Consider the following 21,918-nt stretch of genomic DNA (forward strand, 5'->3'; position numbering starts at 1 on the left):
CAGCCGACGGCATGGCGCCGCTCAAAGACTTGCGCGTTGGCACCGAGATCGCGCGCAACACCGATGCGGCCTGGGATCGTCTTTTGGAGAAAAAGTCCGCCGAACGGCGCATCGGACTGTCGATGAGGCTTATTGAATCCGCCAACGGGCTGAAGCTGGCGGTGCAAGATGAAGACGGCCACCGCGCCAGCGCCACGCTGGCGCACCCCTTCGAGCCAGCCAAAGACCCCGCCCGTGCCAAAGCCATGCTGCGCGAACAACTCGGCAAACTGGGCAATACGATTTTCTACGCCCAGCAGATCGACATCGATCTTGCCCGCGCCTGGTTTTTGCCCGCTGCGGCCGTCAATGCATTACGTCGTCAGGCAATCGAGCGCATCGAAGCGGTCCGCGCCGCCGCCTGGCAGCGGCTGCCACGCGCCACCGCAATCGAGCCGCCGGTGCCATACCCGGAAGACAGCCTCAGCTATCTGGCCAATGTCTTCAACCACAAAGCACGCGACTTTTACGCCCGCCACGGTGTCAAGGTCATCGAGGCTGCGTTCGAAAGCCATGAGGAGCTCGGTGAAGTCAGCCTGATGATCACCAAGCACTGTGTGCGCTACAGCCTGAGTCTGTGTCCCAAACAAACCGCCGGCGTCACCGGGGTGGCCGGCACCATCCGCGCCGAACCGCTGGTGTTGGTCAATGGCAGCGAACGGCTCACCTTGCGCTTTGACTGCAAGCCGTGCGAAATGCACGTGGTCGGACGGATCAAGAAAAACGTGCTCAAGCAGGCCGCCGCCGTGCCGCTGCAGTTCTACCGCAGCCGGTCGGCTCAATAGTGGGGCGGAATCTCGTCGCGCACAGAAGCCGGCTGGCCGATGGCAACCAGGCTGCGCACCTGCCCGTCCAGCGCCAGCACCTGTTTTTGCAGCCGTTCGATTTCCCGTTGCTGGCGAAAGACGGTCATGTTGAGCGTGTCGAGCAAATCCTCGGCCCAGGCCAGCTTGCTTTCCAACTCGATCAGCCGGGCTTGGATCGGGTCCGATTCAGGCATCGGCGTCTTCCTCGCAATCGGCGTCGGCGGGCAGCGCGCTCGGCGCCTGCGCTGCGGCGGCCAACATCTGCGCACGCGTCTGCGGGGTCTCCAGGCTGATCCGCCCGATTGCGCCGGCACGAAAGTCGGTCAGCAGCAAACCGGCGGCTTTTTCCAGATCCAAGCCGCCGCCTTTGATCAGGCAACCGCGCCGGCGGGCAATCTCTTCGACCAGCGCATGACCGTCGGCCGGCCATTGCTTGAATTTGTAGCGGGCAGCCAGTTCGCGCGGATAGCGTGCCAGCAGAATATCGCCCAAAAAAGCTGCCACCTGTTCGTCGATCACTGCATTGCGGCCAATGGCATGACAGGCGGCAAGCATGAAACCGTCCGCATCATGGACGATTTTCGGCCACATCATCCCCGGCGTGTCGGTGACCGTCATGTGCTCGCCAAGGTCCAAGGTTTGCTGCGACTTGGTCACCGCCGGCTCATCGCCCACCTTGGCCACCCGGCGGTTGAGCAGTGCATTCATCAGCGTCGATTTACCCACATTCGGAATACCCATGATCATCAGCCGCAAGGGCTTGGTGCGATCGTTGCGGTGCGGTGCCAACGCCTGCGCAAGCTGTGGAATACGGGCCACATCGGCCGGCTTCTTGCAAGACAGCGCCACCGCTTTGACGCCGCCTTGGCGCTCGTAATACGCCAGCCAGGCACGGGTGACTTGCGGGTCGGCAAGATCGGCCTTGTTGAGCAACTTCAAGCAAGGGCGCTGACGGAATTCGCGCAGTTCGCGGATCATTGGATTGCAACTGGCTTCTGGGATGCGGGCATCGAGCACCTCGATCACCACGTCGGTGCGCGCCATGGCCTCGGCGGCCTTTTTGCGCGCCGAGGCCATGTGACCGGGAAACCACTGGATGGACATGGACAAACCGGGGAAATCCGTTTTTCAAGGGGCGCATTATCGCAGCAATGAACACCTGCTGCGCCGCGCAACGCGCAAACCACCTTTGGGCTCCCAAGCAAAAAGCGCTGCCGCGGGCGTTCGGGTTACAATCGGCCTCCTTTGCTGCACTGCGGAGCGCATCATGTCTGTCGCCCAGACCGAAAACCTCAACATCGTGGCCGTCGACCATATGCCGTCGCCGGATGAGATCAAGGCGCGCGTGCCGCTCACCGAGCGCGCTGCCGCCAGCGTGCTGGCCGGACGCCGGGCGCTCACCGACATTCTGGACCGCAAGGACAAGCGCCTGTTCGTGGTCGTCGGCCCCTGCTCCATCCACGATCCGCTGGCCGGACTGGATTACGCCCGCCGGCTCAAGGCGTTGGCCGATGAAGTCGCAGACACCATGGTGCTGGTCATGCGGGTGTATTTCGAAAAGCCACGCACCGTGACCGGCTGGAAGGGTTTCATCAACGACCCTTACATGGACGATTCCTTCCGCATCGACGAGGGCATGGAAAAAGCCCGCCGCTTTCTGCTGGAAGTGTGCGAACTGGGTCTGCCCACCGCTACCGAGGCGCTGGATCCGATCGCACCGCAATACTACGGCGACCTGATCAGTTGGACCGCCATTGGCGCACGTACCTCGGAATCGCAAACCCATCGAGAAATGGCCTCCGGCCTGTCCACCCCGGTCGGCTTCAAAAACGCCACCGATGGCGACCTGGAGGTGGCCATCAATGCCATTCTTTCCGCCTCACGCCCGCACAGTTTTCTGGGCATCAACGGCCGCGGCCAATCGGCCATTTTGCGCACCCGCGGCAACCGTCTGGGGCATGTGGTGTTGCGCGGCGGCGGCGGTCGGCCCAATTACGACACCGTATCGATTTCGCTGGCCGAGCAGGCGCTGGCCAAGGCCAAGCTGCCGGTCAATATCGTAGTCGATTGTTCGCACGCCAACTCTTGGAAGAAAGCCGAATTCCAGCCGCTGGTCATGAAAGACGTGATTCACCAGATCCGCGAGGGCAACCGTTCGGTGGTCGGGCTGATGATCGAAAGCTTCATCGAGGCGGGCAACCAATCGATTCCGGCCGATCTGTCGCAGCTCAAGTATGGCTGCTCGGTCACCGACGCCTGTGTCGGCTGGGACACTACCGTGGAAATGATCCACAGCGCCGCCGCAGTCTTGCGCGAGGTGCTGCCCAGCCGGGGTGTGCCTGCATGAACCTGGTGGTACAAGGGCCCAAGGTCGATGCCAATGTTTTGAAGACGCTCGCCACGCTGACCGCGGCGCGCAGCATCGTACAAATCACCCCCAACGCCTTCCGCCTGGTCGAAGCCCAGGCGCATGATGAAGTGGCCGCCATGTGTGCGCGCGCTGCGCTCGATTGCACCTGGATACCGGAGGGGCGTCGGCTGAGCGATTTCGGGCTTTTTGTCACCGACATGGATTCCACCCTGATCGATATCGAGTGTATCGACGAGATCGCCGACCTTCAGGGCCTCAAGCATGAAGTGGCACAGATCACCGAGGCGGCCATGCGCGGCGAAATCGATTTCTGCGAATCGCTCGCCCGTCGGGTGGGCTTACTCGCCGGCCTGCGCGTCGAAGCACTCGCCGAAGTGTATGAAGAGCGCTTGAAGCTCAACCCAGGAGCCGAACGTCTGCTGCGCACGCTCAAGCAGGCCGGTATCTATACCGTGTTGGTTTCGGGCGGCTTCACCTATTTCACCGAGCGCCTGAAGCAGCGTCTGGGCTTCGATGAAGCCTGGGCAAACGAGCTGGCGGTGCAAGACGGCCGGCTGACCGGGCGGCTTTGCGGTCCGGTGGTCGACGCCGCCACCAAGGCCGCCCACCTGGTGCGCGCACGACAAGCGCTTGGCTTGCGCGCCGAACAAACCATCGCCGTAGGCGACGGGGCTAACGACCTGCCCATGCTGCGCGAGGCCGGTTTTGCGGTGGCGTTTCGCGCCAAACCGGTGCTGCGGGAAGTCGCCGACTGCTGCCTGGACTACAGCGGTCTGGACGGCATTCTCAACGTTTTGGACTAAGCAATGAACGCTGCGCCCGGCGCACTGGACCACTGGCGTGAAACGCTCGCCCAGGTCCAGTTGCCGGTGTTCGGCGGCGCAGCCACCTCTGAGGCGCTGCTGCAACCCGGGCTCTCCATTCAGCAACTGGGCCGTCTGTTGCTGGCCGAGCCGCCCCTGGCGCTCGATGTCATCCTGATGGCGGCCCGTCTGCCCCGGCTGCAAGGCGAGGTCCAAGGTTTGCAGCATGCCCTCGGCGTGCTTGGCGTCGACCGCGTCCAACAACTCGTGCGCAGCCGCATGAACCGGCTGTTCAACGACCAACGGCCGGCCCACCGCGCAGCCTTGCAGGCGCTGTCGACCAGCCGCCTGGCCGCTGCCTTGGTCGAACATTGGGACCGCGCCAACCTCGGCGGTCGCGGCGAATCCCTGCAATGGGCGGCGATGATCCTGGGACTTGCGCGCTGGAAACTGCCGCTGGCCGCCCCGGATCTCTATCTGCAAATCGAGCGTCGCGCCCGCGCGGGCGAACACCGCGCCCGGGTGGAACGCGAGTTGCTCGGTTGCCGCATCGATGCGGTCAATCGCACGCTGCTCGGTGCTGCCGGGTTGAATGCCGATCCGCTGCTGGGCGAAGCCATGACCCCGAATCCGCGGCTATTGGCCAAGGCTGCGCGCTATGCGTGGACAGGCAGCATTGCGCCGGCGCTACCCGCGGCGCTTTCGCAACGGCTGCGCTCGCGCAACATGTTTCCGATGCTGGCTCATCTATTGGCCTGGAGCGCGTGCGATGGCTGGTACAGCCGGCGCACCCTGAGCCTGATGCGAGCGGTCTCCGCCGTGTTGCATCAGCCGCTCGACCGGGTCATTGCCGACGCGCATCAGGTAGCGGTGCGGGCAAGCCGCGCGCCAGTGCTGGCCGGGCGGGTATTCACCCCTGCCCAACAGCTTTTTTGGCCGCCTGTGCGACGCCGCACCAACGCGGCCCGAAAGGTTGCCGCCACCAGCGCCAGTCAGACGTTTCGCGAAATACCCAGGTCGCAGTCGGCGCCCGCCGAGCCAGCGCCGAGTCATACACAGACTGGCGGGCCGGCTTTGGCGGCAGCCCCCCGATCACGCACCGGCACATTGACCGACGCCGCCTTGGTCGAAGCCTTTGTGTGCAATTGCCGCGCCGGCGCCTTTGGAGATTTGCGTCGTTTCATGCCCGCCCTGGTGCGTACCCTGACGCAAGGCATCGGGCTTGCCCGTTGTGTGCTGATGCTCAAGGCCGCTTCCGGCGATTACCTGGTAGGCTGCTTCGCACACGGCTTTACGCCGGCACTGGAGGTGCGTACTTTGACCGCGTCTTTGTGCGACGACAACCTGTTCGCCCGTCTCTACCATCGCCCCGGCAGTGCGCTGCATCTGAGCGCGCCCCACGCATTGGCGGCACGCAGCCAGTGGCCGCCATCGATGGTTCGGCTCAGCGCTGCGGGCGATATGTTCCTGGCCAGTTTGCATGCCGCTCAGCGCCCGTTCGGGGTCATATGGGTCGATGCTGGGGGCGCACACCCCTTAAGCCAGGAGCAGTACGCCTTGTTTCGTCAGTTGGCGCGCCCCCTGGGCGCGGAATTCAGCCGCTTGGCCGGTGCGGTAGCCGGCGCGCGGCGGGCATGAAACCCCATCCGCTTGCCTGCACCGACGGGCCTGCCGATAATCGCACCCTAGGCGGCGCGCTCTTGCGAATACCCGCCATATGCTCCGGTAGCGATCGCCAATGAAGGTCATCCCCATCCAGCAAACGGGCGTTCAAACCGCACCGAACCCAGCGCCCCTGCCGCCGCCGGGCAGCTTGCTGCATGACCGCCGGGGGCGGCGGATCCATGATTTGCGTATCTCGGTCACCGACCGCTGCAATTTCCGCTGCGTCTATTGCATGCCGCGGGAGGTGTTCGACAAGGATTACCCCTTTCTGCCTCGCCGCGAGCTGCTCAGTTTTGAAGAAATCGTCCGCGTCGCGCGCTTGTTCGCCGCCCGCGGCGTGAAAAAAATCCGCATTACCGGCGGTGAGCCGCTGCTGCGTAAAAACATCGAGCGCTTGGTCGGCATGCTGGCCAAGCTCGACGGCGTCGAGCTTACCTTGACCACCAACGGGGTGCTGCTGCCCAAACTCGCCCGCCCGCTGGCCGACGCTGGCCTGCACAGGGTAACGGTCAGCCTCGATTCGCTCGATGACGCCACCTTCCGGCGCATGAACGATGCCGATTTTGCGGTCGAACGTGTGCTCGAAGGCATCGCCGCGGCGCAGGCTGCGGGGCTTACGCCGATCAAGATCAACACCGTGATCAAACGCGGCACCAACGATCACGGCATCGTCGAACTCGCCCGCCATTTCCGCGGCAGTGGTCACATCCTGCGCTTTATCGAGTTCATGGACGTGGGCGCCTCGAACGGCTGGAAGATGGACGAAGTGCTGCCTTCGCGCGAGGTGATCGCGCGCATCGACCAGGTTTTCCCGCTGGAGCCGGTGGACCCCAATTACCAAGGCGAGGTGGCCGAGCGCTGGCGCTATCGGGACGGCGCTGGCGAAATTGGCGTGATTTCCTCGGTCACTCAGGCTTTTTGTTCCAGTTGCACACGTATCCGCCTGTCGACCGACGGCAAACTCTATACCTGTCTGTTTGCTCAACATGGACACGACCTGCGCGGCCTGCTGCGCAGCGGCGCGGACGATGCAGCGCTGGATGCGGCCATCGCGCGGGTGTGGACCGCGCGCGAGGACCGTTACTCGGAAATCCGCAGCGCCCACACCGCGGCGCTGCGCAAGATCGAAATGTCCTATATCGGCGGTTGAGCCGCCGACACGGCAGGCGCTTGGCCGGCTGCGTCAACCTCTTCGAGCCGCGCGGATTCGATCTTCTTGAAATGCGCGCTGATTTTGCGGCTGGATACCTGCACCGCCTGAACGTCGCGGCCGGCTTGCTCGATATGGCGCGCCAGCGCATTCATGCGCTCGTCGAAGCGCTGAAAGTCCGCGGCAAGCTTCGCCAAGGCATCTTTGATGACATGGATCTGCTTGCGGGTCTCCACGTCTTTCAACACCGCGCGCGCGGTATTGAGCACCGCCATCAGCGTGGTTGGCGACACGATCCACACCCGGCGTGTCTGGGCATAGGTCACTACTTCCGGGTGGTAGGCGTGCAGCTCGGCAAACACCGCTTCGGCAGGCAGAAACATCACCGCGCCGTCTGCGGTGACGCCTGGAATGATGTATTTGTCGGCAATCGCATCGATATGGCGTTTGACGTCGGCGCGAAAAGCCGTTTGCGCGGCGCGACGATCGGCTTCGGCCAGTGAAGCGTCGAACATGCGGTGGTAGTTTTCCAGCGGAAACTTGGCATCGACCGCCACCTGCCCGGTCGGCTCCGGCAGGCGTAACAGACAGTCGACCCGGGTGCCATTGGGCAGCGTGGCCTGGAACAGGCGCGCTTCGGGCGGCAAACTGTTGCGCACCAGCGCCTCCAGTTGAACTTCGCCAAAAGCGCCGCGCGCCTTTTTGTCGCCCAAAAGTTCCTGCAAACTCACCACATTGGTGGTCAGCCCGTCGATTTTTTTCTGTGCCTCGTCGATGGTCGCCAGCCGCGCCATCACATTCGCGAAGGTTTCGTTGGTTTTGCGAAAGCCTTCATCCAGGCGCTGATTCACCTGCCCACCGATCGCCTCCAAGCGCTCATTGACGCTACGGGTGAGCGCTTCGATGCTGCCGCTCAGTTGCCCGCTGGCGCGCTGCAGGCCGGCTTCCAAGAGTTCGCGGTCGGCGCGGGCGTGTTCGGAGAGTGTCTTCAAGGTCTGGCCGAGCAAATCGCCGCGCAGGCGTTCTTGCGCATTGACCATTTGTGCGCTGAGCGCGGCCAGACGCACCGCCATGTCCTGACGCTGGCCGGCAATGGCCTCGGCCACATCGCGATGTTGGCGGTGCAACATTTCGTCCCGCGCCGCCAGACGCTCCTCCAGCGCCGCAGCCAACTCCCGGCGCACCTGCCGCAAGCTGACTGACAGCCACAGAAACCCCGCACAGACGACCGCCAGCGCAGCCACCAGCACCGCCCACGGCGTATCGTGGGTCAACACATCCCGCTCCTGAAACAGATCATGCGCAATTATAGTGTTTGCGCTATCGTGTGCTGCTGTGCAACACGAAGTGCGCAAAACCATGGAACTGATGAGCATGCCAAGTCCCGCGGTGCATCCACGCGGCGGCGCCTTGCCCGATTTCAGCACGCTGCACGGTCGCGCCAGGCGGCTCGACCAGCGGCTGACGATCGACTGGGCGGGATATCGTCTTTGCAGCCACTTGCAGCCTATCGTCAGCTTCAGCCATCGCCGGGTGGTGGGCTATGAAGGGCTGATCCGCGCCACCGACGCCGCCGGACACTCCGTACCGCCCCCGACGCTGCTGCACCAGGCCGATACGGCCGTGGAGCTGATCGGCCTGGACCGCAGTTGCCGCTATGTGCACATCGGCCAGGCGGCCGCCTTTGGCATCGACGGCTATTTGTTTCTCAACATGCATCCGCTGGCCTTTGCCAGCATGCAGGTGACCGACTGCGCCCGCTTCATGCGCGAGACTGCCGCCGCTTTTTGTTTGCCGCCCGAGCGCTTGGTGATCGAAATTACCGAAGATGCGCTGACCGACGATTCATCCTTCGAGGCCAGCGTGCGCTACCTGCGTGAGCTGGGCTGCCGGGTCGCACTGGATGACTTTGGCGCGGGGCATTCCAATTTCGACCGGGTGTGGCGACTCAAACCGGAGATCGTCAAACTCGACCGCGATTTCGCGCTGCGCGCAGCCGCCGACGAAAGCGCCCGCCGTCTGCTGCCGCAGATCGTGGAGCTTTTGCATGAGGCCGGATCGCTGGTGCTGCTCGAAGGCATCGAAACAGCCGAGCAGGCCCGCATTGCCATGGCGGCCGATGTGGATTTTGCCCAAGGCTATCTGTTCGGCCGGCCCAGCGGTCTGGCACCGGAGGCGGCGCCCACGGTCGCGGTCATCGACACGGTGTGGGCCGATTACGACAACTCGGAAGCGGAAGACCGGCGGCGCTACCGCGCGCGCATCAACGACTATGTGAATGCCATCGGCCACGCTGCTGCGTTGCTGGCCGACCGGCGCAGCACCGACGAAGCGTTGCAGCTTTTTCTCGGCCAGCCCGGCGCCCTGCGCTGCTATATCCTGGACGAGCAGGGTTTCCAGATCAGTCGCAACATCCCGGCGCAGGGCGAGCGCAGAGCCGCCGGCATCACCCCCGAGACCGATGTTGCACGCGCACGCTGGTCGCGTCGCCCGTATTTTCGCCGCGCCCTGGAAAGCCCCGGGCGTGTCTGCGTCACCCGCCCCTATTTGTGCATCTCCAGCGCGGTGCTGTGCGTGACCGTGTCGATTTGCTACCGGGTCGATGGGCAGCGCCGGGTGCTCTGCGGTGACGTGCTCTGGGATTGATCCGCGGGCCGCTACCGCTGCGCAAACGCAATGGTCTTCAGCCCAAGGCCCGCAGGCTAGCCAGCGGCGGGCGGTCGAGCAAGCGGCGCACGCCCGCCCAGCCACCGGCCAGCACCCCCAACGCACCCAAAGCGGCACCGGCGCTTACCGGCAGCAGTCCCGGCAAATAGTCGATGCGGAAAACCTGCTCGGCCAGCAGCCAACCGATGGCGCTGGCGCCGACGCCGGCCAGCACGCCGGCCACCGCCCCGAGCATGCTGAATTCCGCAATCAGCGCCTGACGCACTTGGCGGTTGCGCGCACCCAGGGTGCGCAGCATTGCCAGTTCATACTCGCGCTCGTCATGGGTGGCTTGCACCGCGGCAAACAACACCACCAGACCGGCTGCCAACGAAAAGCCAAAGACAAACTGCACCACCACGATCAGTTTGTCCATCATCGCCTGTACCTGGGCAAGCACCGCGGCAATATCGATCACGGTGAGGTTGGGAAACGCCTTGACCAGCGCGGTACTGAAGTCGTGCTGCTCGGGCGGCAGGTAAAAGCTGGCGATCAGGCTGGCCGGGTAGTCCTTCAACAAGCCCGGTGAGGCGATAAAGAAAAAATTGACTTGCATCGAATCCCACTTCAGCCGGCGGATGCTGGTGATCGGTGCTTCCACCGGCATGCCGGCAACCTCGAAGCGCACCACATCGCCCAGTTTCAGTGAGAAGGTTTTTGCCAGCCCCTCTTCCACCGACCACTGTGGCAAATCGTCGTCGCCATGCCAACGGCCTGCACTGACCGCATTACCTGGTGGCAGCTGCGCATCGTAGGACAGATTGAACTCGCGTTCGGCCAGCCGCCGTGTGCGGGTATCTTCATACTGTGTCGGGTCGACCGCTTCGCCGTTGATCGCGCTCAGACGTCCGCGGATCATCGGTTTGAGCTCCGGCTCAGGCAGGCCGGCGGCACGAAACGCCGCACGGATGCCGTCTTGCTGGTCGGGCTGGATATTGATGACAAAACGGTTGGGCGCATCCGGCGGGGCAGTCTGCCGCCAGGTCTGCAGCAAATCGCCGCGGATCAAGGTGAGCAGCAGCAAAGCGGTCAGTCCTACGCCCAGCGCAGTGGCCTGGATCACGCTGCTGCCCATGCGTCGTGAGAGCGCCGCCAGACCGTAGCGCCAGCCCCCGGCCGGCCCACCTGCACGCAGCCGGGCAGCCCAACCGAGCATCAGCCGTGCGGCCAATGCAAAGCCGCCCAGCGCCACCGCAAAGCCGCCGGCCACCATCAACCCCAGGCGCCATTGACCGGCGATCCACAAAACAATGGCCAGCAAGGCCGCCGCACCCAGCAACCAAGCGATGCCGCTGGCCGGCGCCACCGCGCCCAATTCGCGGCGCAGCACGCGCAGCGTGAGCACCGCCCCCAGGCGCAGGAGTTGCGGCAGGGCAAAACCGACCAGCAGCACCAGTCCGACCGCCAGCCCGTGCGCCAGCGGCAGCAGCGAGGGCGCGGGCAGCGCAGTGGCGACCACCTCGGCCAGCATCCCGGCCAGGGCGAACTGGGTGAGCCAACCGAGTACGCAGCCGGCCAACGCCGCCATCAGGCCAAAGAGCACAAACTCACCGACGAACACGCCGAGCAGCAACCTCTGCCCCGCACCCAGACAACGCATCACCGCACAACCATCCAGGTGACGGGCCATGAAGCGGCGCGCGGACAAGCCCACCGCGACCGCAGCGAGAATGACCGCCAATAGCGCCGCCAGACGCAAAAAACGCTGCGCCTGATCGAGCGCGGCACGCACCTCGGGACGGGCATTGTCGATGCTCTCCAGGCGCTCGCCGGCGCCCAGACGATCCTTGACCCAGCGCTCATAAGCGGCCACATCCTGCGCACTGCCGGCCACATGCAGGCGCCAGGTGGCGCGGCTGCCTTCGACCAGCAGGCCGGTGGCCTCAAGATCCGCGGTGTTGAAGATGGCGCGCGGCAGCAGGCTGAAAAAATTTGCCCCGCGGTCGGATTCGAAGGTCACCATGCCACCGACGCGAAACGCCACCAGGCCCAGGTCCACGGTGTCGCCAAGCTTCACGCCCAATTCGGCAAACAGGCGCTCGTCCAGCCAGATTTCGCCCGGCGCGGGGACCCGGCCGGCCACCGCATCCGCTTGATTGGGCCCGGGGGCGATGCGTACCGCGCCGCGCAAGGGGTAACCATCGTCCACCGCCTTCACGCCGGCGAGCGCTGCGCGTTCCGCACTGCTGACCATGCTGGTCAACAGCACCGTGCCGACACTGGTCAGCCCACGGGCGCGGGCAGCGTCCGCGAACTGTGCCGGAAGGGGATGATCGGCACGCAGCAGCAGATCGCCGCCGAGCAATTGATTGGCCTCGCGGTCCAGACCGCGGCCGACGCGGTCGGCTAAAAAACCGACGCTGGTCAGGCTGGCCACGGCGATCAAAATCGCCAGGCCGAGCAGATGCAGTTCGCCGGCGCGCAGATCGCGCAGCATCATGCGAAAGGCGAGTTTCAGGGTGTTCATGGTCGGGTGCGCCGGATCAGGTCTTCAGCGGACCCAGGATGCGACGCACGAGTTCCACCCAGTAGGCCACACCGGGGACGATGATCTCGTCGTTGAAGTCGTAATTGGGGTTGTGCAAGGTGCAGCCGCCCTCGCCCGGGCCGTTGCCAATCCACACGTAGGCGCCGGGTTTTTTCTGCAGGAAATAGGCGAAATCTTCCGCTCCCATGCTCGGCCGCGCATCGGTGCGCACCGCCTCCGCGCCGGCCACCGCGCGCGCCACCTCGGCGCACAGCGCGGCCTCGGCCGCAGTATTGACGGTCGGCGGGTAGCCGCGCCGGTAGCACAAGTCCACCTTCACCCCGAAGGCTGCGGCGATACCCTCACACAGTTCGCCCAGGCGTTTTTCGATGTACGCCGCGACCGCCTCGGAAAAAGCCCGCACCGTGCCGGCAAGTTGCGCACGGTCGGGAATGACGTTGTAGGCCTCGCCGGCGTGGAACTGGGTGACTGACACCACGGCTGCGTCGATCGGATCCAGGGTGCGCGAGACGATGGTTTGCACCGCCTGCACCAGTGCCGCGCCGGCCGCCACCGGGTCGCAGCCCAGATGCGGCATGGCGGCGTGCGCGCCGTGCCCGAGGATCTCGATGTCGAAGCGGTCGGCGCTGGCCATCACCGGGCCGGTATGCACCGCGAAATGGCCGGCGGGCATGCCCGGCCAGTTGTGCAGGCCGAATACCGCCTCCATCGGGAAACGTTCAAGCAGGCCGTCGTCGATCATCGCGCGCGCGCCGCCCTCGCCTTCTTCAGCGGGCTGGAAGATCAGATACACCGTGCCTTCGAAATCGCGCTGCGCGGCCAGCACTTCGGCCGCCCCCAGCAGCATGGTGGTGTGGCCGTCGTGACCGCAGGCGTGCATGCAACCCTCATGACGCGATTTGTGGGCAAACTCGTTGCGCTCGGCCATCGGCAAGGCGTCCATGTCGGCACGCAGGCCGATGGCGCGCAGGCCGCGCCCGCCGCGCAGCACGCCGACCACGCCGGTGCGGCCGATGCCGCGATGGACCTCGATGCCCAGCGCCTCCAGGTGGCGAGCCACCAGTTCGGCGGTGCGCTGCTCCTGGAAGGCAAGTTCCGGGTGCGCGTGGATGTCGCGGCGGATGGCGGTCAGCCGCCGATGGAGCTCTTTTGTGACGATCATACTTGGCGCCTCAACGGCAATTCATGCATTTGCAACCATGGCGGCCTATTACACCATGGTACACGTCCAACAGCCATGCACCCGGCAGGCGGAAATGGTGCGCAGAGGCGCCGGTCACGCACGGTGACGGTGCATCCGCGCCGCCCGGCGTGGGCTTTTGCACAACGCCAGACCAACCGAGGCCGCATGGCGCGGGAATTGCTCAGCACGGCGCGACCGCTACCGCAGAGGAACTCAAGATGTCGATCCATGTGGCCTTGCACCATGTCACCCGCTACCGTTACGACCGCCCGGTCAAACTCGGCCCGCAGATCGTCCGCCTGCGCCCGGCGCCGCACAGCCGCACCCGCATCCTGTCGTATTCGTTGAAGGTAGAGCCGGCCGAACACTTCATCAACTGGCAGCAGGACCCACAATCGAACTATCTGGCGCGCCTGGTGTTTCCGGACAAGACCACGCATTTCGACATCGAGGTGGACTTGGTGGCCGAAATGGCGACGATCAATCCGTTCGACTTCTTTCTCGAGCCCTACGCGGAGCATTTCCCTTTCGCCTACGAGCCCTGGCAGCGCGAAGAACTGGCGCCGTACTTCAAGACCCTGCCGCCGACTCCGAAGTTCAAGGCTTACCTGGATACGGTGGGGCGAGACAAACAACAGAGCGTCAGTTTCCTGGTCGATCTGAACCGTCGGCTCTATGAGCACATTGCCTATGTGATCCGCCTCGAGCCAGGCGTGCAAAGCCCGGAGGAGACGCTGGAAAAACGTTCCGGCTCGTGCCGCGACTCGGCCTGGCTGCTGGTCCAGCTCGCCCGCCACCTGGGGCTGGCTGCACGCTTCGTCTCCGGCTATCTGATCCAGCTCGCGCCGGATGTCAAATCGCTCGACGGCCCCTCCGGCCCGGAGGCCGACTTTACCGACCTGCACGCCTGGTGCGAGATTTATTTGCCCGGCGCGGGCTGGGTCGGGCTGGACCCCACCTCCGGCTTGTTCGCCGGGGAAGGTCACATTCCGCTGTCTTGCACCCCCGAGCCGGGCTCGGCCGCGCCGGTCACCGGTCGATTGGACGAATGCGAGGTCGATTTCCAGCACCAGATGACGGTCAGCCGCATCTGGGAGGCGCCACGGGTCACCAAACCGTATTCCGAAACCCAATGGGCGGCCATCGAAGCACTGGGCCATGCCATCGACGCCGAACTCGCCGCCGGCGACCTGCGGCTTACCCAAGGCGGCGAGCCCACCTTCGTCTCGGTGGATGACCCGAACGGCGCCGAATGGAACACCACAGCCCTGGGGCCAAACAAAAAAAGGCTGTCGATCGCGCTGTTTGACCGCCTGCGGCAGCGATACGCCCCCAAGGGCCTGGTCCATTTCGGCCAAGGCAAATGGTATCCGGGCGAGCAACTGCCACGCTGGTCGCTCAACTGCTTCTGGCGCAAAGACGGCGAACCGATCTGGAACGACCCCTTGCTGATCGCCGACGAAACTCAGCCCGGCCAGGCCGACGAAGCCACCGCGCAGCGTTTTCTGCATGCGCTGGCCAAGCGCCTGGGGTTCGATCCGCAATTCGCTTTCCCGGCCTTTGAAGACGCCTTCTACTACCTGTGGCGCGAGCGCCGCCTGCCGATCAATGTCGACCCCTTGAACGCACGGCTGGACGACCCGCTGGAACGCGAACGTCTGGCGCGGGTGTTTGGCCGCGGCTTGGAGCGCCCCTCCGGTCATGTGCTGCCGCTGGCGCGCGATCCGCTCAGCCGGCGCTGGCGCAGCGGTCCGTGGTTTCTGCGCAGCGAGCGCTGCTATCTGATCCCAGGCGACTCACCGCTGGGCTACCGCCTACCGCTCGATTCCCTGCCTTGGGTGGCGCCGAGCGACTATCCGTGGATACACCAGCCCGACCCTTTCGACCATTATCCGCCGCTTGCCGCACATGCGGTGCTGCGCCGCCAACAAGGTCCGGGCGAGCGCGCGCCCGAAAACCTGCACGCACCGTCGGCGCACCGCCCGCAAGCCGGCCAATCGGCCGCCTGGATCACCCGCACCGCGCTGTGTGCCGAGGCACGCGCGGGCATTTTGTACATCTTCATGCCGCCGCTGGCCACGCTGGAGGACTATCTGGAACTGGTCGCCGCGGTCGAAGCCACTGCCGCCGAGCTGGGTCAGCCGGTGCTGCTGGAAGGCTATGAGCCGCCCAACGATCCACGTCTGGAAAAATTCCGCATCACGCCCGACCCTGGGGTGCTCGAAGTCAACATTCATCCGGCAGCCAGTTGGGAGCAACTGGTCGAACAAACCACCTACCTGTACGAAGCGGCCCGCCAGTCACGCCTGAGCACCGAAAAATTCATGCTCGACGGCCGCCATACCGGCACCGGCGGTGGCAATCACTTTGTGCTTGGCGGTCTCACCCCGGCCGATTCGCCCTTTTTGCGCCGCCCCGATCTGCTCAGAAGCCTGATTGCCTACTGGCACAACCACCCTTCGCTGTCTTATCTGTTCTCCGGGCTATTCATCGGCCCCACCTCACAGGCCCCGCGCATCGACGAAGCGCGTAACGATTCGGTCTATGAGATCGAACTGGCCTTCAGAGAAATCGACCGTCTCTGCGCCCAGAGCCCCGATGGCTGCCCGCCGTGGATGGTCGATCGCCTGCTGCGCAATCTGCTCATCGATGTCACCGGCAACACCCACCGCGCCGAGTTCTGCATCGATAAGCTGTATTCGCCCGACGGCCCGGCCGGTCGTCAAGGCTTACTGGAAATGCGTGCTTTCGAAATGCCTCCGCACGCAAGAATGAGCCTCACCCAGCAACTGCTGCTGCGCGCGCTGATCGCCCGTTTCTGGAAAACCCCTTATGCCCCGCCCAGGCTGGTGCGCTGGGGTACCGAGTTGCACGACCGTTTCATGTTGCCGCACTTTGTCTGGCAGGACTTTTGCGATGTCATCGCAGACTTGCAGGCCGCTGGCTACCCGATCCAGGCCGAGTGGTTTGCCCCGCATCTGGCCTTCCGCTTTCCCATATACGGCGACTTCGCAGTCCTAGGCATGAGTCTTGAATTGCGTGCCGCGCTCGAGCCTTGGCATGTGATGGGCGAAGAAGGTGCCATAGGCGGCACCGTGCGCTATGTGGATTCCTCGGTCGAGCGTCTTCAGGTCAAACTCTGCGGCGCCGCGCCTGAGCGCTATCGCTTAACCTGCAACGGTCACACGGTGCCGCTGACACCCACCGGCACCGTGGGCGAATTCGTCGCCGGCGTGCGTTACCGCGCCTGGCAGCCGGCCGCTTGCCTGCATCCGACCATCGGCACCCACGGACCGTTGGTCTTTGACATCGTCGATACCTGGAATCGGCGCAGTCTGGGCGGCTGCCAGTACCATGTGGCCCATCCGGGCGGACGCAATTTCGACACCTTCCCGGTCAACGCTTTCGAAGCCGAAAGCCGCCGGCTGGCGCGTTTTTTCCGCATCGGACACACCCCCGGACGGATCGACGCCGAACCGCCCCGCATCGATGCGGAGTTTCCGTTCACGTTAGACTTGCGAAGCCGCTGATCGCCCCGCCCCATTCTTTCCCCCGTTTGTTACCCAATCCGCCACCATGCCCGCCGGTCTGATCGACAGCTACCCCCTCGCGGTCGACCGCTACGACGAAATGCTGGCCGCGCCCGGCAAGCCGCGCGCGCACTGGCAGCGCTTTGCCGACCGTCTGACCGCCTTGCCGGACGAGGCGATGAACCGGCGCGAGCAATTCGTGCGCAGCGCCATCGAAGCCGATGGGGTGACCTACAACGTGTATTCCGATCCCAAGGGTGTCAAGCGCCCGTGGGAATTGGACATGCTGCCGCTGATCATCGATGCGGATGAATGGGCGCGGCTTGGCGCCGCAGTCGCCCAGCGCGCCCGCCTGTTCAACGCCATGCTGGCCGATCTCTATGGCGAGCGTCGGCTGCTCACCGAAGGGCTGCTGCCGCCTGCGCTGGTGTTCGGTCAGCACGGCTACGAATGGCCCTGTCTGGGGGTGCAACCGCCGGCCGGCATTTGGCTGCACAGCTATGCGGTGGATCTGGCCCGCGCCCCCGATGGCCAGTGGTGGGCAATCGCCGATCGCACCCAGGGTCCTTCCGGTGCCGGCTATGCGCTGCAAAACCGCATCATCATCTCGCGCACTTTTCCGGATGCGTTCCGTGAATTACAAGTGCAACCGCTGGCCGGTTTTTTCCGCAGCATCCAGGACAGCCTGGCCCGGCTTGCGCCCACCGACGGCGAAGCGCCGCTTTGCGTGCTGCTGACCCCCGGCCCCTACAACGAGACCTATTTCGAGCACGCTTTCCTGGCCCGCTATTTGGGCTTTCCGCTGGTCGAAGGGCAGGATCTCACGGTGCGCGACGACACCGTGTATCTCAAAACCCTGCGCGGTCTGCGCCGGGTGCATGCCATCTTGCGCCGTTTGGACGATGACTTCTGCGACCCGCTGGAGCTGCGCGCCGATTCGGCGCTGGGCGTGCCCGGACTGCTGGGCGCCATCCGCGCCGGGCGCGTATTGATGGCCAACCAGATCGGCAGCGGCTTTTTGGAATCGGCCGCGGTACTGGGCTTTCTGCCGGCGATCTGCGAACGCCTGCTGGGCGAAGCGCTGATGATGCCGTCGGTGGCCAGTTGGTGGTGCGGCGAGGCGCCGGCGCTGGAATACGTGCTGGAACATCTCGACGAACTGGTGATCAAGCCGGCCTACGCCTCCATGCGCATGGAGGCGGTGTTTGGCCATGAACTCAAGGGCGATTCACGCCGCCGCATGATCGAGCGCATCCTGGCCCAGCCCCACGCTTATGTCGGCCAAGAGTGGGTACGGCTGGCCCAGGCGCCGGTGTGGCACCGCAAGTTGATGCCGCGTTCGGTGGGCATGCGAGTATTTGCCGCCGCCACCCCGGACGGCTACACCGTCATGCCTGGCGCGCTGGGCCGGGTGGCGCCGCGCGCCGGCATGGAGGTCATCTCGATGCAACGCGGCGGGCTGTCCAAGGATACCTGGGTGCGCGCCGACCGCCCGGTGGTGCGTACCACCTTGCTCAAACGCCGCCTGGGCGTCATCGACCTGGTCTGCGGCGGCACCGATGTGCCCTCCCGGGTGGGTGAAAACCTGTTCTGGATGGGGCGCTACGCCGAGCGTTGCGAAGCCAGCGCCCGCGTGCTGCGCGCCGCGCTGGCGCGCATATCCAGTGCCGACCCGGAAACCGAATTGCGTCTATCCGGCCTGCTGGCGGCCGCGCGGTGCACCGGCGTGCTGCCTGAGCCCGATGCGGACAATGCCGACAGTCCTGCGCTGGAACAGGCGCTGCTGGCTGCGCTCACCGATGCGGAGCAACCTGGTTCGGTGGCGGCCAACCTGCGCGCGCTGGCCTATGCAGCCGGACACGTACGGGAACGCCTATCCTCGGACAACTGGCATGCGCTCAACCACTTGGAACAGTTGCTGTCGCGTCCGGTGGCCTCGGTAGACCATGCCTTGTCCGCTTTGGATCAAGTCATGCTGTCTTGTATCGGTCTGGCGGGTTTCGCCATGGACGACATGACTCGTGACGAAGGCTGGCGCTTTCTCATTCTGGGCCGCCGCCTCGAACGCCTGGCCGGGCTGAGCGCGCTGATTTCGGTGCCGATGGCGCCGCATGTGCGCGAACGCGAGCCGATGTTCGAGTGGCTGCTGGAGGCGGCCAACTCGATCGTGACCTACCGCGCGCGTTACCGCCGGATGCCGGAGTTGCTGCCGCTGGTGCATCTTTTGGTTTTCGACACCACCAATCCGCACTCGGTGGGCTTTCAGGTCGAGGCGCTGCAACGTTATCTCGCCCGCACCGCGCGCGAACTGGGTCACCCCTACCCGGCGCCGATGATCGACCCCTTGGCCCGCCGCCTGGCGGACTTTGACCTCACCCGCTTCGAGGCGGACGAATGCGATCTGGCCGTGCACGCCCTGCGCACCCTGTTGGCCGAGGCCCAAGAGGCCGCCGGACAATTGTCCGACGAGATCCATCGCCGCTTTTTCACCCACACCGTGCATCCGATGCACTTACGGAGCGTGGCATGAGCGCGGTGCCGCAAACCCGGGTGCGCTACCATGTGCGCCATGACACCCGGTATCGTTACGACCAACCGGTGGGCGAATCACGCCAGATACTGCGGCTTTGCCCGCGCGAATTGGCTTGGCAGCATGTCTGCATCCACCGCCTGGAGATCAGCCCGGAGCCGGCCCGCCGTCAACGCTCGGTCGACGGCATCGGCAACACGGTCGAGGCCCTGCACTTCGAGCGGGATCACGATACCCTGTTCATCCGTGCCGAGAGCTGGGTGGAACTGACCCCGCGCGAGTGGCCCGCGCCGACCGCCTCCCCGGCCTGGGAGGCGGTGCGCGACGCGCTCGCCTACCGCGCCGGGCGCAGGCTGGATGCGGCACAACTGGAAGCCTGCGGCTATTTGTTCGAATCGCGCCATGTGCGTGTCAAGCGCGAATTTGCCGATTACGCCGCCCAGGACTTTGCGCCGGGCACCCCGCTTCTGGTCGGCGCTCAGCGTCTGATGCAGCGCATTTTTGACGAATTCACCTTCGACCCGGCTTCCACCGATGTCTCCACCCCGGTCACCGAGGTATTCGACCGCCGGCGCGGCGTCTGCCAAGACTTTGCCCATTTGATGATTGCTTGCCTGCGCTCGCTGGGTCTGCCGGCGCGTTATATGAGCGGCTATCTGCTCACCCGCCCGCCGCCTGGCCAAGCCCGCCTGATCGGTGCGGACGCCACCCATGCCTGGGTTGCAGTGTATTGCCCACCACACGGCTGGGTAGAATTCGACCCCACCAATGCGCTGATGCCCCGACTCGAACACATCACCCTCGGCTGGGCGCGCGATTTTGCGGACGTTTCGCCGATTCGCGGCGTCATTCTGGGCGGTGGCGAGCATGAGCCGGAAATTGCCGTCACCGTGGCGCCCGAGGACGAATACTCGGCACTTTACGGCGCCGCCTCATTGCCCGGCCTGAGCCGGGCTTGAACATCCGATCCGCCCGGTGAAACTCTTTTACACCGATCATTTCGTGCTACCGCTGCCGCCGGGGCACCGCTTCCCGATGGAAAAATACGCCCGCCTGCGCCAACGCCTAGAGGCAAACGGCCTGTTTCCGGCCAACGCTTTTTGTGTGCCCGAGGCCGCCACCGATGCCGAAATCCTGCGTGCGCACGATGCCGCCTACCTAGCCGGCGTGCAGTCCGGCACGCTGGATGCTGCGGCGATGCGCCGAATCGGCTTTCCCTGGTCGGCGGCCATGGTGGAACGCTCGCGGCGCTCGGCCGGCGCCACGCTGGCCGCCTGCCGTACGGCGTTAATCGATGGTTGCGCGGCCAATCTGGCCGGAGGTACGCATCATGCTCACCGCGACTTCGGCTCGGGTTTTTGCGTATTCAACGATGCGGCCATTGCTGCGCTGGCGATGATCGCCGAAGGGCGTGCCCGGCGGGTGGCGGTGATCGACTGCGATGTACACCAGGGCGACGGCACCGCCACCATCCTGGCGGGCAACCCGGCCACCTTCACGCTGAGCTTGCACGGCGCAAAGAACTTCCCTTTCCACAAAGCGGCAAGTGACCTCGATATCGAACTCGCGGACGGCACCGCCGACGCCGCCTACCTGGCTGCGCTCGACCAGGCGCTGGTGCAGGTGTTCGACGGCTTTGGCCCGGATCTGGTCATTTACCTTGCCGGCGCCGACCCCTACGAGGGCGACCGCCTTGGCCGCCTGGCGCTGACCCGCGCGGGGCTGGCCGAGCGCGACCGCCGGGTGCTCGCTACCTGCCGCGCCGCCGGCGTGGCGGTGGCCATTGCCATGGCCGGCGGTTATGCTCACCACATCGACGACACGGTGGCCATCCACGCCACCACCCTGGAGACGGCCGCCCGCCTGTGGCCCACATCGACCGAGGACACCCCCGCATGACCGACGAAGCCCGTATCGCCCTGTTGATCGACGCCGACAACTGCCCGGCTGCCAAAATCGAAGTCATTTTGGACGAGCTGGCCAAGTATGGCGTCACCAACGTGCGCCGCGCCTATGGCAACTGGAAAAGCAGCGGACTGAAAAGCTGGGAAGACGTGCTGCATGAGTTCGCCATCCAACCCATTCAGCAATTTGCCTACACCAAGGGCAAAAACGCCACCGATGCGGCGATGATCATCGATGCTATGGATCTACTCTACACCCAGCGGCTGGATGCATTTTGCATCGCCTCGTCCGATTCGGACTTTACCCCGCTGGTGATGCGTATCCGCACCAATGGCCTAAAAGTCTATGGTTTTGGCGAGAAAAAGACGCCGATGCCCTTCGTCAATGCCTGCTCCAAGTTTCTCTACCTGGAAACCCTGGGCACGCAGCCGCGCAGCGAAGATGAGGCCGCCGCGGCCAGCGTGCAGAAAAAAACCGGTAAGGAACTGCGGGGCGACACCCGCCTGGTCACGCTGCTGCGCAATGCGGTCGAAGCCTGCCAGGATGATGACGGCTGGGCCAGCCTCTCGGCGGTGGGCTCTCATATCACCAACCAAACCTCGTTCGATCAGCGTAACTACGGCTATAAAAAACTCGGCGATTTGATCGAAGCCACCGGTTTGTTCGAAACCGAACGCCGCGGCAGCCATCTTTTTTTACGCGACAAGCGCAACACCAAGAAAAATCCGGGCTGAGCGCAGGC

General features: G+C 64.8%; 16 protein-coding genes. 11 read left to right on the forward strand and 5 right to left on the reverse strand.

Translation table 11 applies throughout. From position 1 onward, the window contains the following. The first annotated feature begins 11 nt into the window (after nucleotides 1-11). Nucleotides 12-824 (forward strand): DUF3656 domain-containing protein, encoded by an 813-nt coding sequence (locus DIE29_RS07860; protein ID WP_114649624.1) that lies wholly within the window; start codon nucleotides 12-14, stop codon nucleotides 822-824. Here DIE29_RS07860 and DIE29_RS07865 read toward each other — a convergent pair. Next, entirely contained in the window at nucleotides 818-1,039 is a 222-nt protein-coding gene (locus DIE29_RS07865) for a SlyX family protein (RefSeq protein WP_162860615.1), read from the reverse strand. The two genes, DIE29_RS07860 and DIE29_RS07865, sit on opposite strands and share 7 nt — an antisense overlap. Then, complete coding sequence (gene ylqF, locus DIE29_RS07870) at nucleotides 1,032-1,949, reverse strand: ribosome biogenesis GTPase YlqF (RefSeq protein WP_102041613.1); 918 nt, start codon at nucleotides 1,947-1,949, stop codon at nucleotides 1,032-1,034. The genes DIE29_RS07865 and ylqF overlap by 8 nt, the downstream gene beginning before the upstream one ends. Before the next feature lie 163 nt (nucleotides 1,950-2,112). Between ylqF and DIE29_RS07875 the strand changes: the two genes are divergently transcribed. The 4 genes from DIE29_RS07875 to moaA all read left to right on the forward strand — a co-directional run bounded on the left by DIE29_RS07875 (nucleotide 2,113) and on the right by moaA (nucleotide 6,834). Further along, on the forward strand, nucleotides 2,113-3,192 hold the full coding sequence (locus DIE29_RS07875; protein WP_102041612.1) for a 3-deoxy-7-phosphoheptulonate synthase: 1,080 nt from the start codon (nucleotides 2,113-2,115) through the stop codon (nucleotides 3,190-3,192). Further along, nucleotides 3,189-4,019, forward strand: a complete 831-nt coding sequence (gene serB, locus DIE29_RS07880; protein ID WP_102041611.1) for a phosphoserine phosphatase SerB — start codon at nucleotides 3,189-3,191, stop codon at nucleotides 4,017-4,019. The genes DIE29_RS07875 and serB overlap by 4 nt, the downstream gene beginning before the upstream one ends. A 3-nt stretch (nucleotides 4,020-4,022) precedes the next feature. Then, nucleotides 4,023-5,657 carry an HDOD domain-containing protein gene (locus tag DIE29_RS07885; RefSeq protein ID WP_114649625.1) on the forward strand — a complete coding sequence of 545 codons (1,635 nt, stop codon included), beginning with the start codon at nucleotides 4,023-4,025 and terminating at the stop codon, nucleotides 5,655-5,657. Nucleotides 5,658-5,757: 100 nt separating this feature from the next. Beyond that, nucleotides 5,758-6,834 carry a GTP 3',8-cyclase MoaA gene (gene moaA / locus DIE29_RS07890; RefSeq protein WP_102041609.1) on the forward strand — a complete coding sequence of 359 codons (1,077 nt, stop codon included), beginning with the start codon at nucleotides 5,758-5,760 and terminating at the stop codon, nucleotides 6,832-6,834. On the opposite strand, the gene DIE29_RS07895 is transcribed toward moaA, so the two are convergent. Then, nucleotides 6,819-8,108, reverse strand: a complete 1,290-nt coding sequence (locus tag DIE29_RS07895) for a DNA recombination protein RmuC (protein WP_418333306.1) — start codon at nucleotides 8,106-8,108, stop codon at nucleotides 6,819-6,821. The two genes, moaA and DIE29_RS07895, sit on opposite strands and share 16 nt — an antisense overlap. A gap of 85 nt (nucleotides 8,109-8,193) precedes the next feature. Here DIE29_RS07895 and DIE29_RS07900 point away from each other — a divergent pair, with 85 nt between their 5' ends. Further along, nucleotides 8,194-9,480, forward strand: a complete 1,287-nt coding sequence (locus tag DIE29_RS07900; RefSeq protein ID WP_205409706.1) for an EAL domain-containing protein — start codon at nucleotides 8,194-8,196, stop codon at nucleotides 9,478-9,480. A gap of 37 nt (nucleotides 9,481-9,517) precedes the next feature. On the opposite strand, the gene DIE29_RS07905 is transcribed toward DIE29_RS07900, so the two are convergent. After that, on the reverse strand, nucleotides 9,518-12,007 hold the full coding sequence (locus tag DIE29_RS07905; protein WP_114649626.1) for an ABC transporter permease: 2,490 nt from the start codon (nucleotides 12,005-12,007) through the stop codon (nucleotides 9,518-9,520). Between the two features lie 16 nt (nucleotides 12,008-12,023). Then, on the reverse strand, nucleotides 12,024-13,190 hold the full coding sequence (locus tag DIE29_RS07910) for a M20 aminoacylase family protein (RefSeq protein ID WP_114649627.1): 1,167 nt from the start codon (nucleotides 13,188-13,190) through the stop codon (nucleotides 12,024-12,026). 239 nt (nucleotides 13,191-13,429) lie between these two features. On the opposite strand from DIE29_RS07910, the gene DIE29_RS07915 reads away from it, so the two are divergent. From DIE29_RS07915 to DIE29_RS07935, 5 genes are read left to right on the forward strand one after another with little or no spacing between them, the layout of a single operon-like run. Then, nucleotides 13,430-16,741: a transglutaminase family protein gene (locus DIE29_RS07915; protein ID WP_114649628.1), complete on the forward strand. Its 3,312-nt coding sequence runs from the start codon at nucleotides 13,430-13,432 to the stop codon at nucleotides 16,739-16,741. A 46-nt stretch (nucleotides 16,742-16,787) separates the two neighbouring features. Next, nucleotides 16,788-19,271: a circularly permuted type 2 ATP-grasp protein gene (locus tag DIE29_RS07920; RefSeq protein WP_102041604.1), complete on the forward strand. Its 2,484-nt coding sequence runs from the start codon at nucleotides 16,788-16,790 to the stop codon at nucleotides 19,269-19,271. Next, on the forward strand, nucleotides 19,268-20,230 hold the full coding sequence (locus DIE29_RS07925) for a transglutaminase family protein (RefSeq protein WP_102041603.1): 963 nt from the start codon (nucleotides 19,268-19,270) through the stop codon (nucleotides 20,228-20,230). Before DIE29_RS07920 ends, DIE29_RS07925 begins: the two co-directional genes overlap by 4 nt. 16 nt (nucleotides 20,231-20,246) lie before the next feature. Next, nucleotides 20,247-21,170 carry a histone deacetylase family protein gene (locus DIE29_RS07930; protein WP_114649629.1) on the forward strand — a complete coding sequence of 308 codons (924 nt, stop codon included), beginning with the start codon at nucleotides 20,247-20,249 and terminating at the stop codon, nucleotides 21,168-21,170. Next, nucleotides 21,167-21,910, forward strand: a complete 744-nt coding sequence (locus DIE29_RS07935) for an NYN domain-containing protein (protein WP_102041601.1) — start codon at nucleotides 21,167-21,169, stop codon at nucleotides 21,908-21,910. The genes DIE29_RS07930 and DIE29_RS07935 overlap by 4 nt, the downstream gene beginning before the upstream one ends. Nucleotides 21,911-21,918: the final 8 nt, after the last annotated feature.

It is taken from the genome of Pseudothauera hydrothermalis, from assembly GCF_003345255.1.
GTDB classification, from domain to species: Bacteria; Pseudomonadota; Gammaproteobacteria; order Burkholderiales; family Rhodocyclaceae; genus Pseudothauera; species Pseudothauera hydrothermalis.

Coding starts and splice junctions, on each gene's coding strand:
- DIE29_RS07860 (WP_114649624.1), top strand. CDS start 12: ATGGCGCCGCTCAAAGACTTGCGCGTTGGCACCGAGATCGCGCGCAAC.
- DIE29_RS07865 (WP_162860615.1), bottom strand. CDS start 1,039: ATGCCTGAATCGGACCCGATCCAAGCCCGGCTGATCGAGTTGGAAAGC.
- ylqF (WP_102041613.1), bottom strand. CDS start 1,949: ATGTCCATCCAGTGGTTTCCCGGTCACATGGCCTCGGCGCGCAAAAAG.
- DIE29_RS07875 (WP_102041612.1), top strand. CDS start 2,113: ATGTCTGTCGCCCAGACCGAAAACCTCAACATCGTGGCCGTCGACCAT.
- serB (WP_102041611.1), top strand. CDS start 3,189: ATGAACCTGGTGGTACAAGGGCCCAAGGTCGATGCCAATGTTTTGAAG.
- DIE29_RS07885 (WP_114649625.1), top strand. CDS start 4,023: ATGAACGCTGCGCCCGGCGCACTGGACCACTGGCGTGAAACGCTCGCC.
- moaA (WP_102041609.1), top strand. CDS start 5,758: ATGAAGGTCATCCCCATCCAGCAAACGGGCGTTCAAACCGCACCGAAC.
- DIE29_RS07900 (WP_205409706.1), top strand. CDS start 8,194: ATGGAACTGATGAGCATGCCAAGTCCCGCGGTGCATCCACGCGGCGGC.
- DIE29_RS07905 (WP_114649626.1), bottom strand. CDS start 12,007: ATGAACACCCTGAAACTCGCCTTTCGCATGATGCTGCGCGATCTGCGC.
- DIE29_RS07910 (WP_114649627.1), bottom strand. CDS start 13,190: ATGATCGTCACAAAAGAGCTCCATCGGCGGCTGACCGCCATCCGCCGC.
- DIE29_RS07915 (WP_114649628.1), top strand. CDS start 13,430: ATGTCGATCCATGTGGCCTTGCACCATGTCACCCGCTACCGTTACGAC.
- DIE29_RS07920 (WP_102041604.1), top strand. CDS start 16,788: ATGCCCGCCGGTCTGATCGACAGCTACCCCCTCGCGGTCGACCGCTAC.
- DIE29_RS07925 (WP_102041603.1), top strand. CDS start 19,268: ATGAGCGCGGTGCCGCAAACCCGGGTGCGCTACCATGTGCGCCATGAC.
- DIE29_RS07935 (WP_102041601.1), top strand. CDS start 21,167: ATGACCGACGAAGCCCGTATCGCCCTGTTGATCGACGCCGACAACTGC.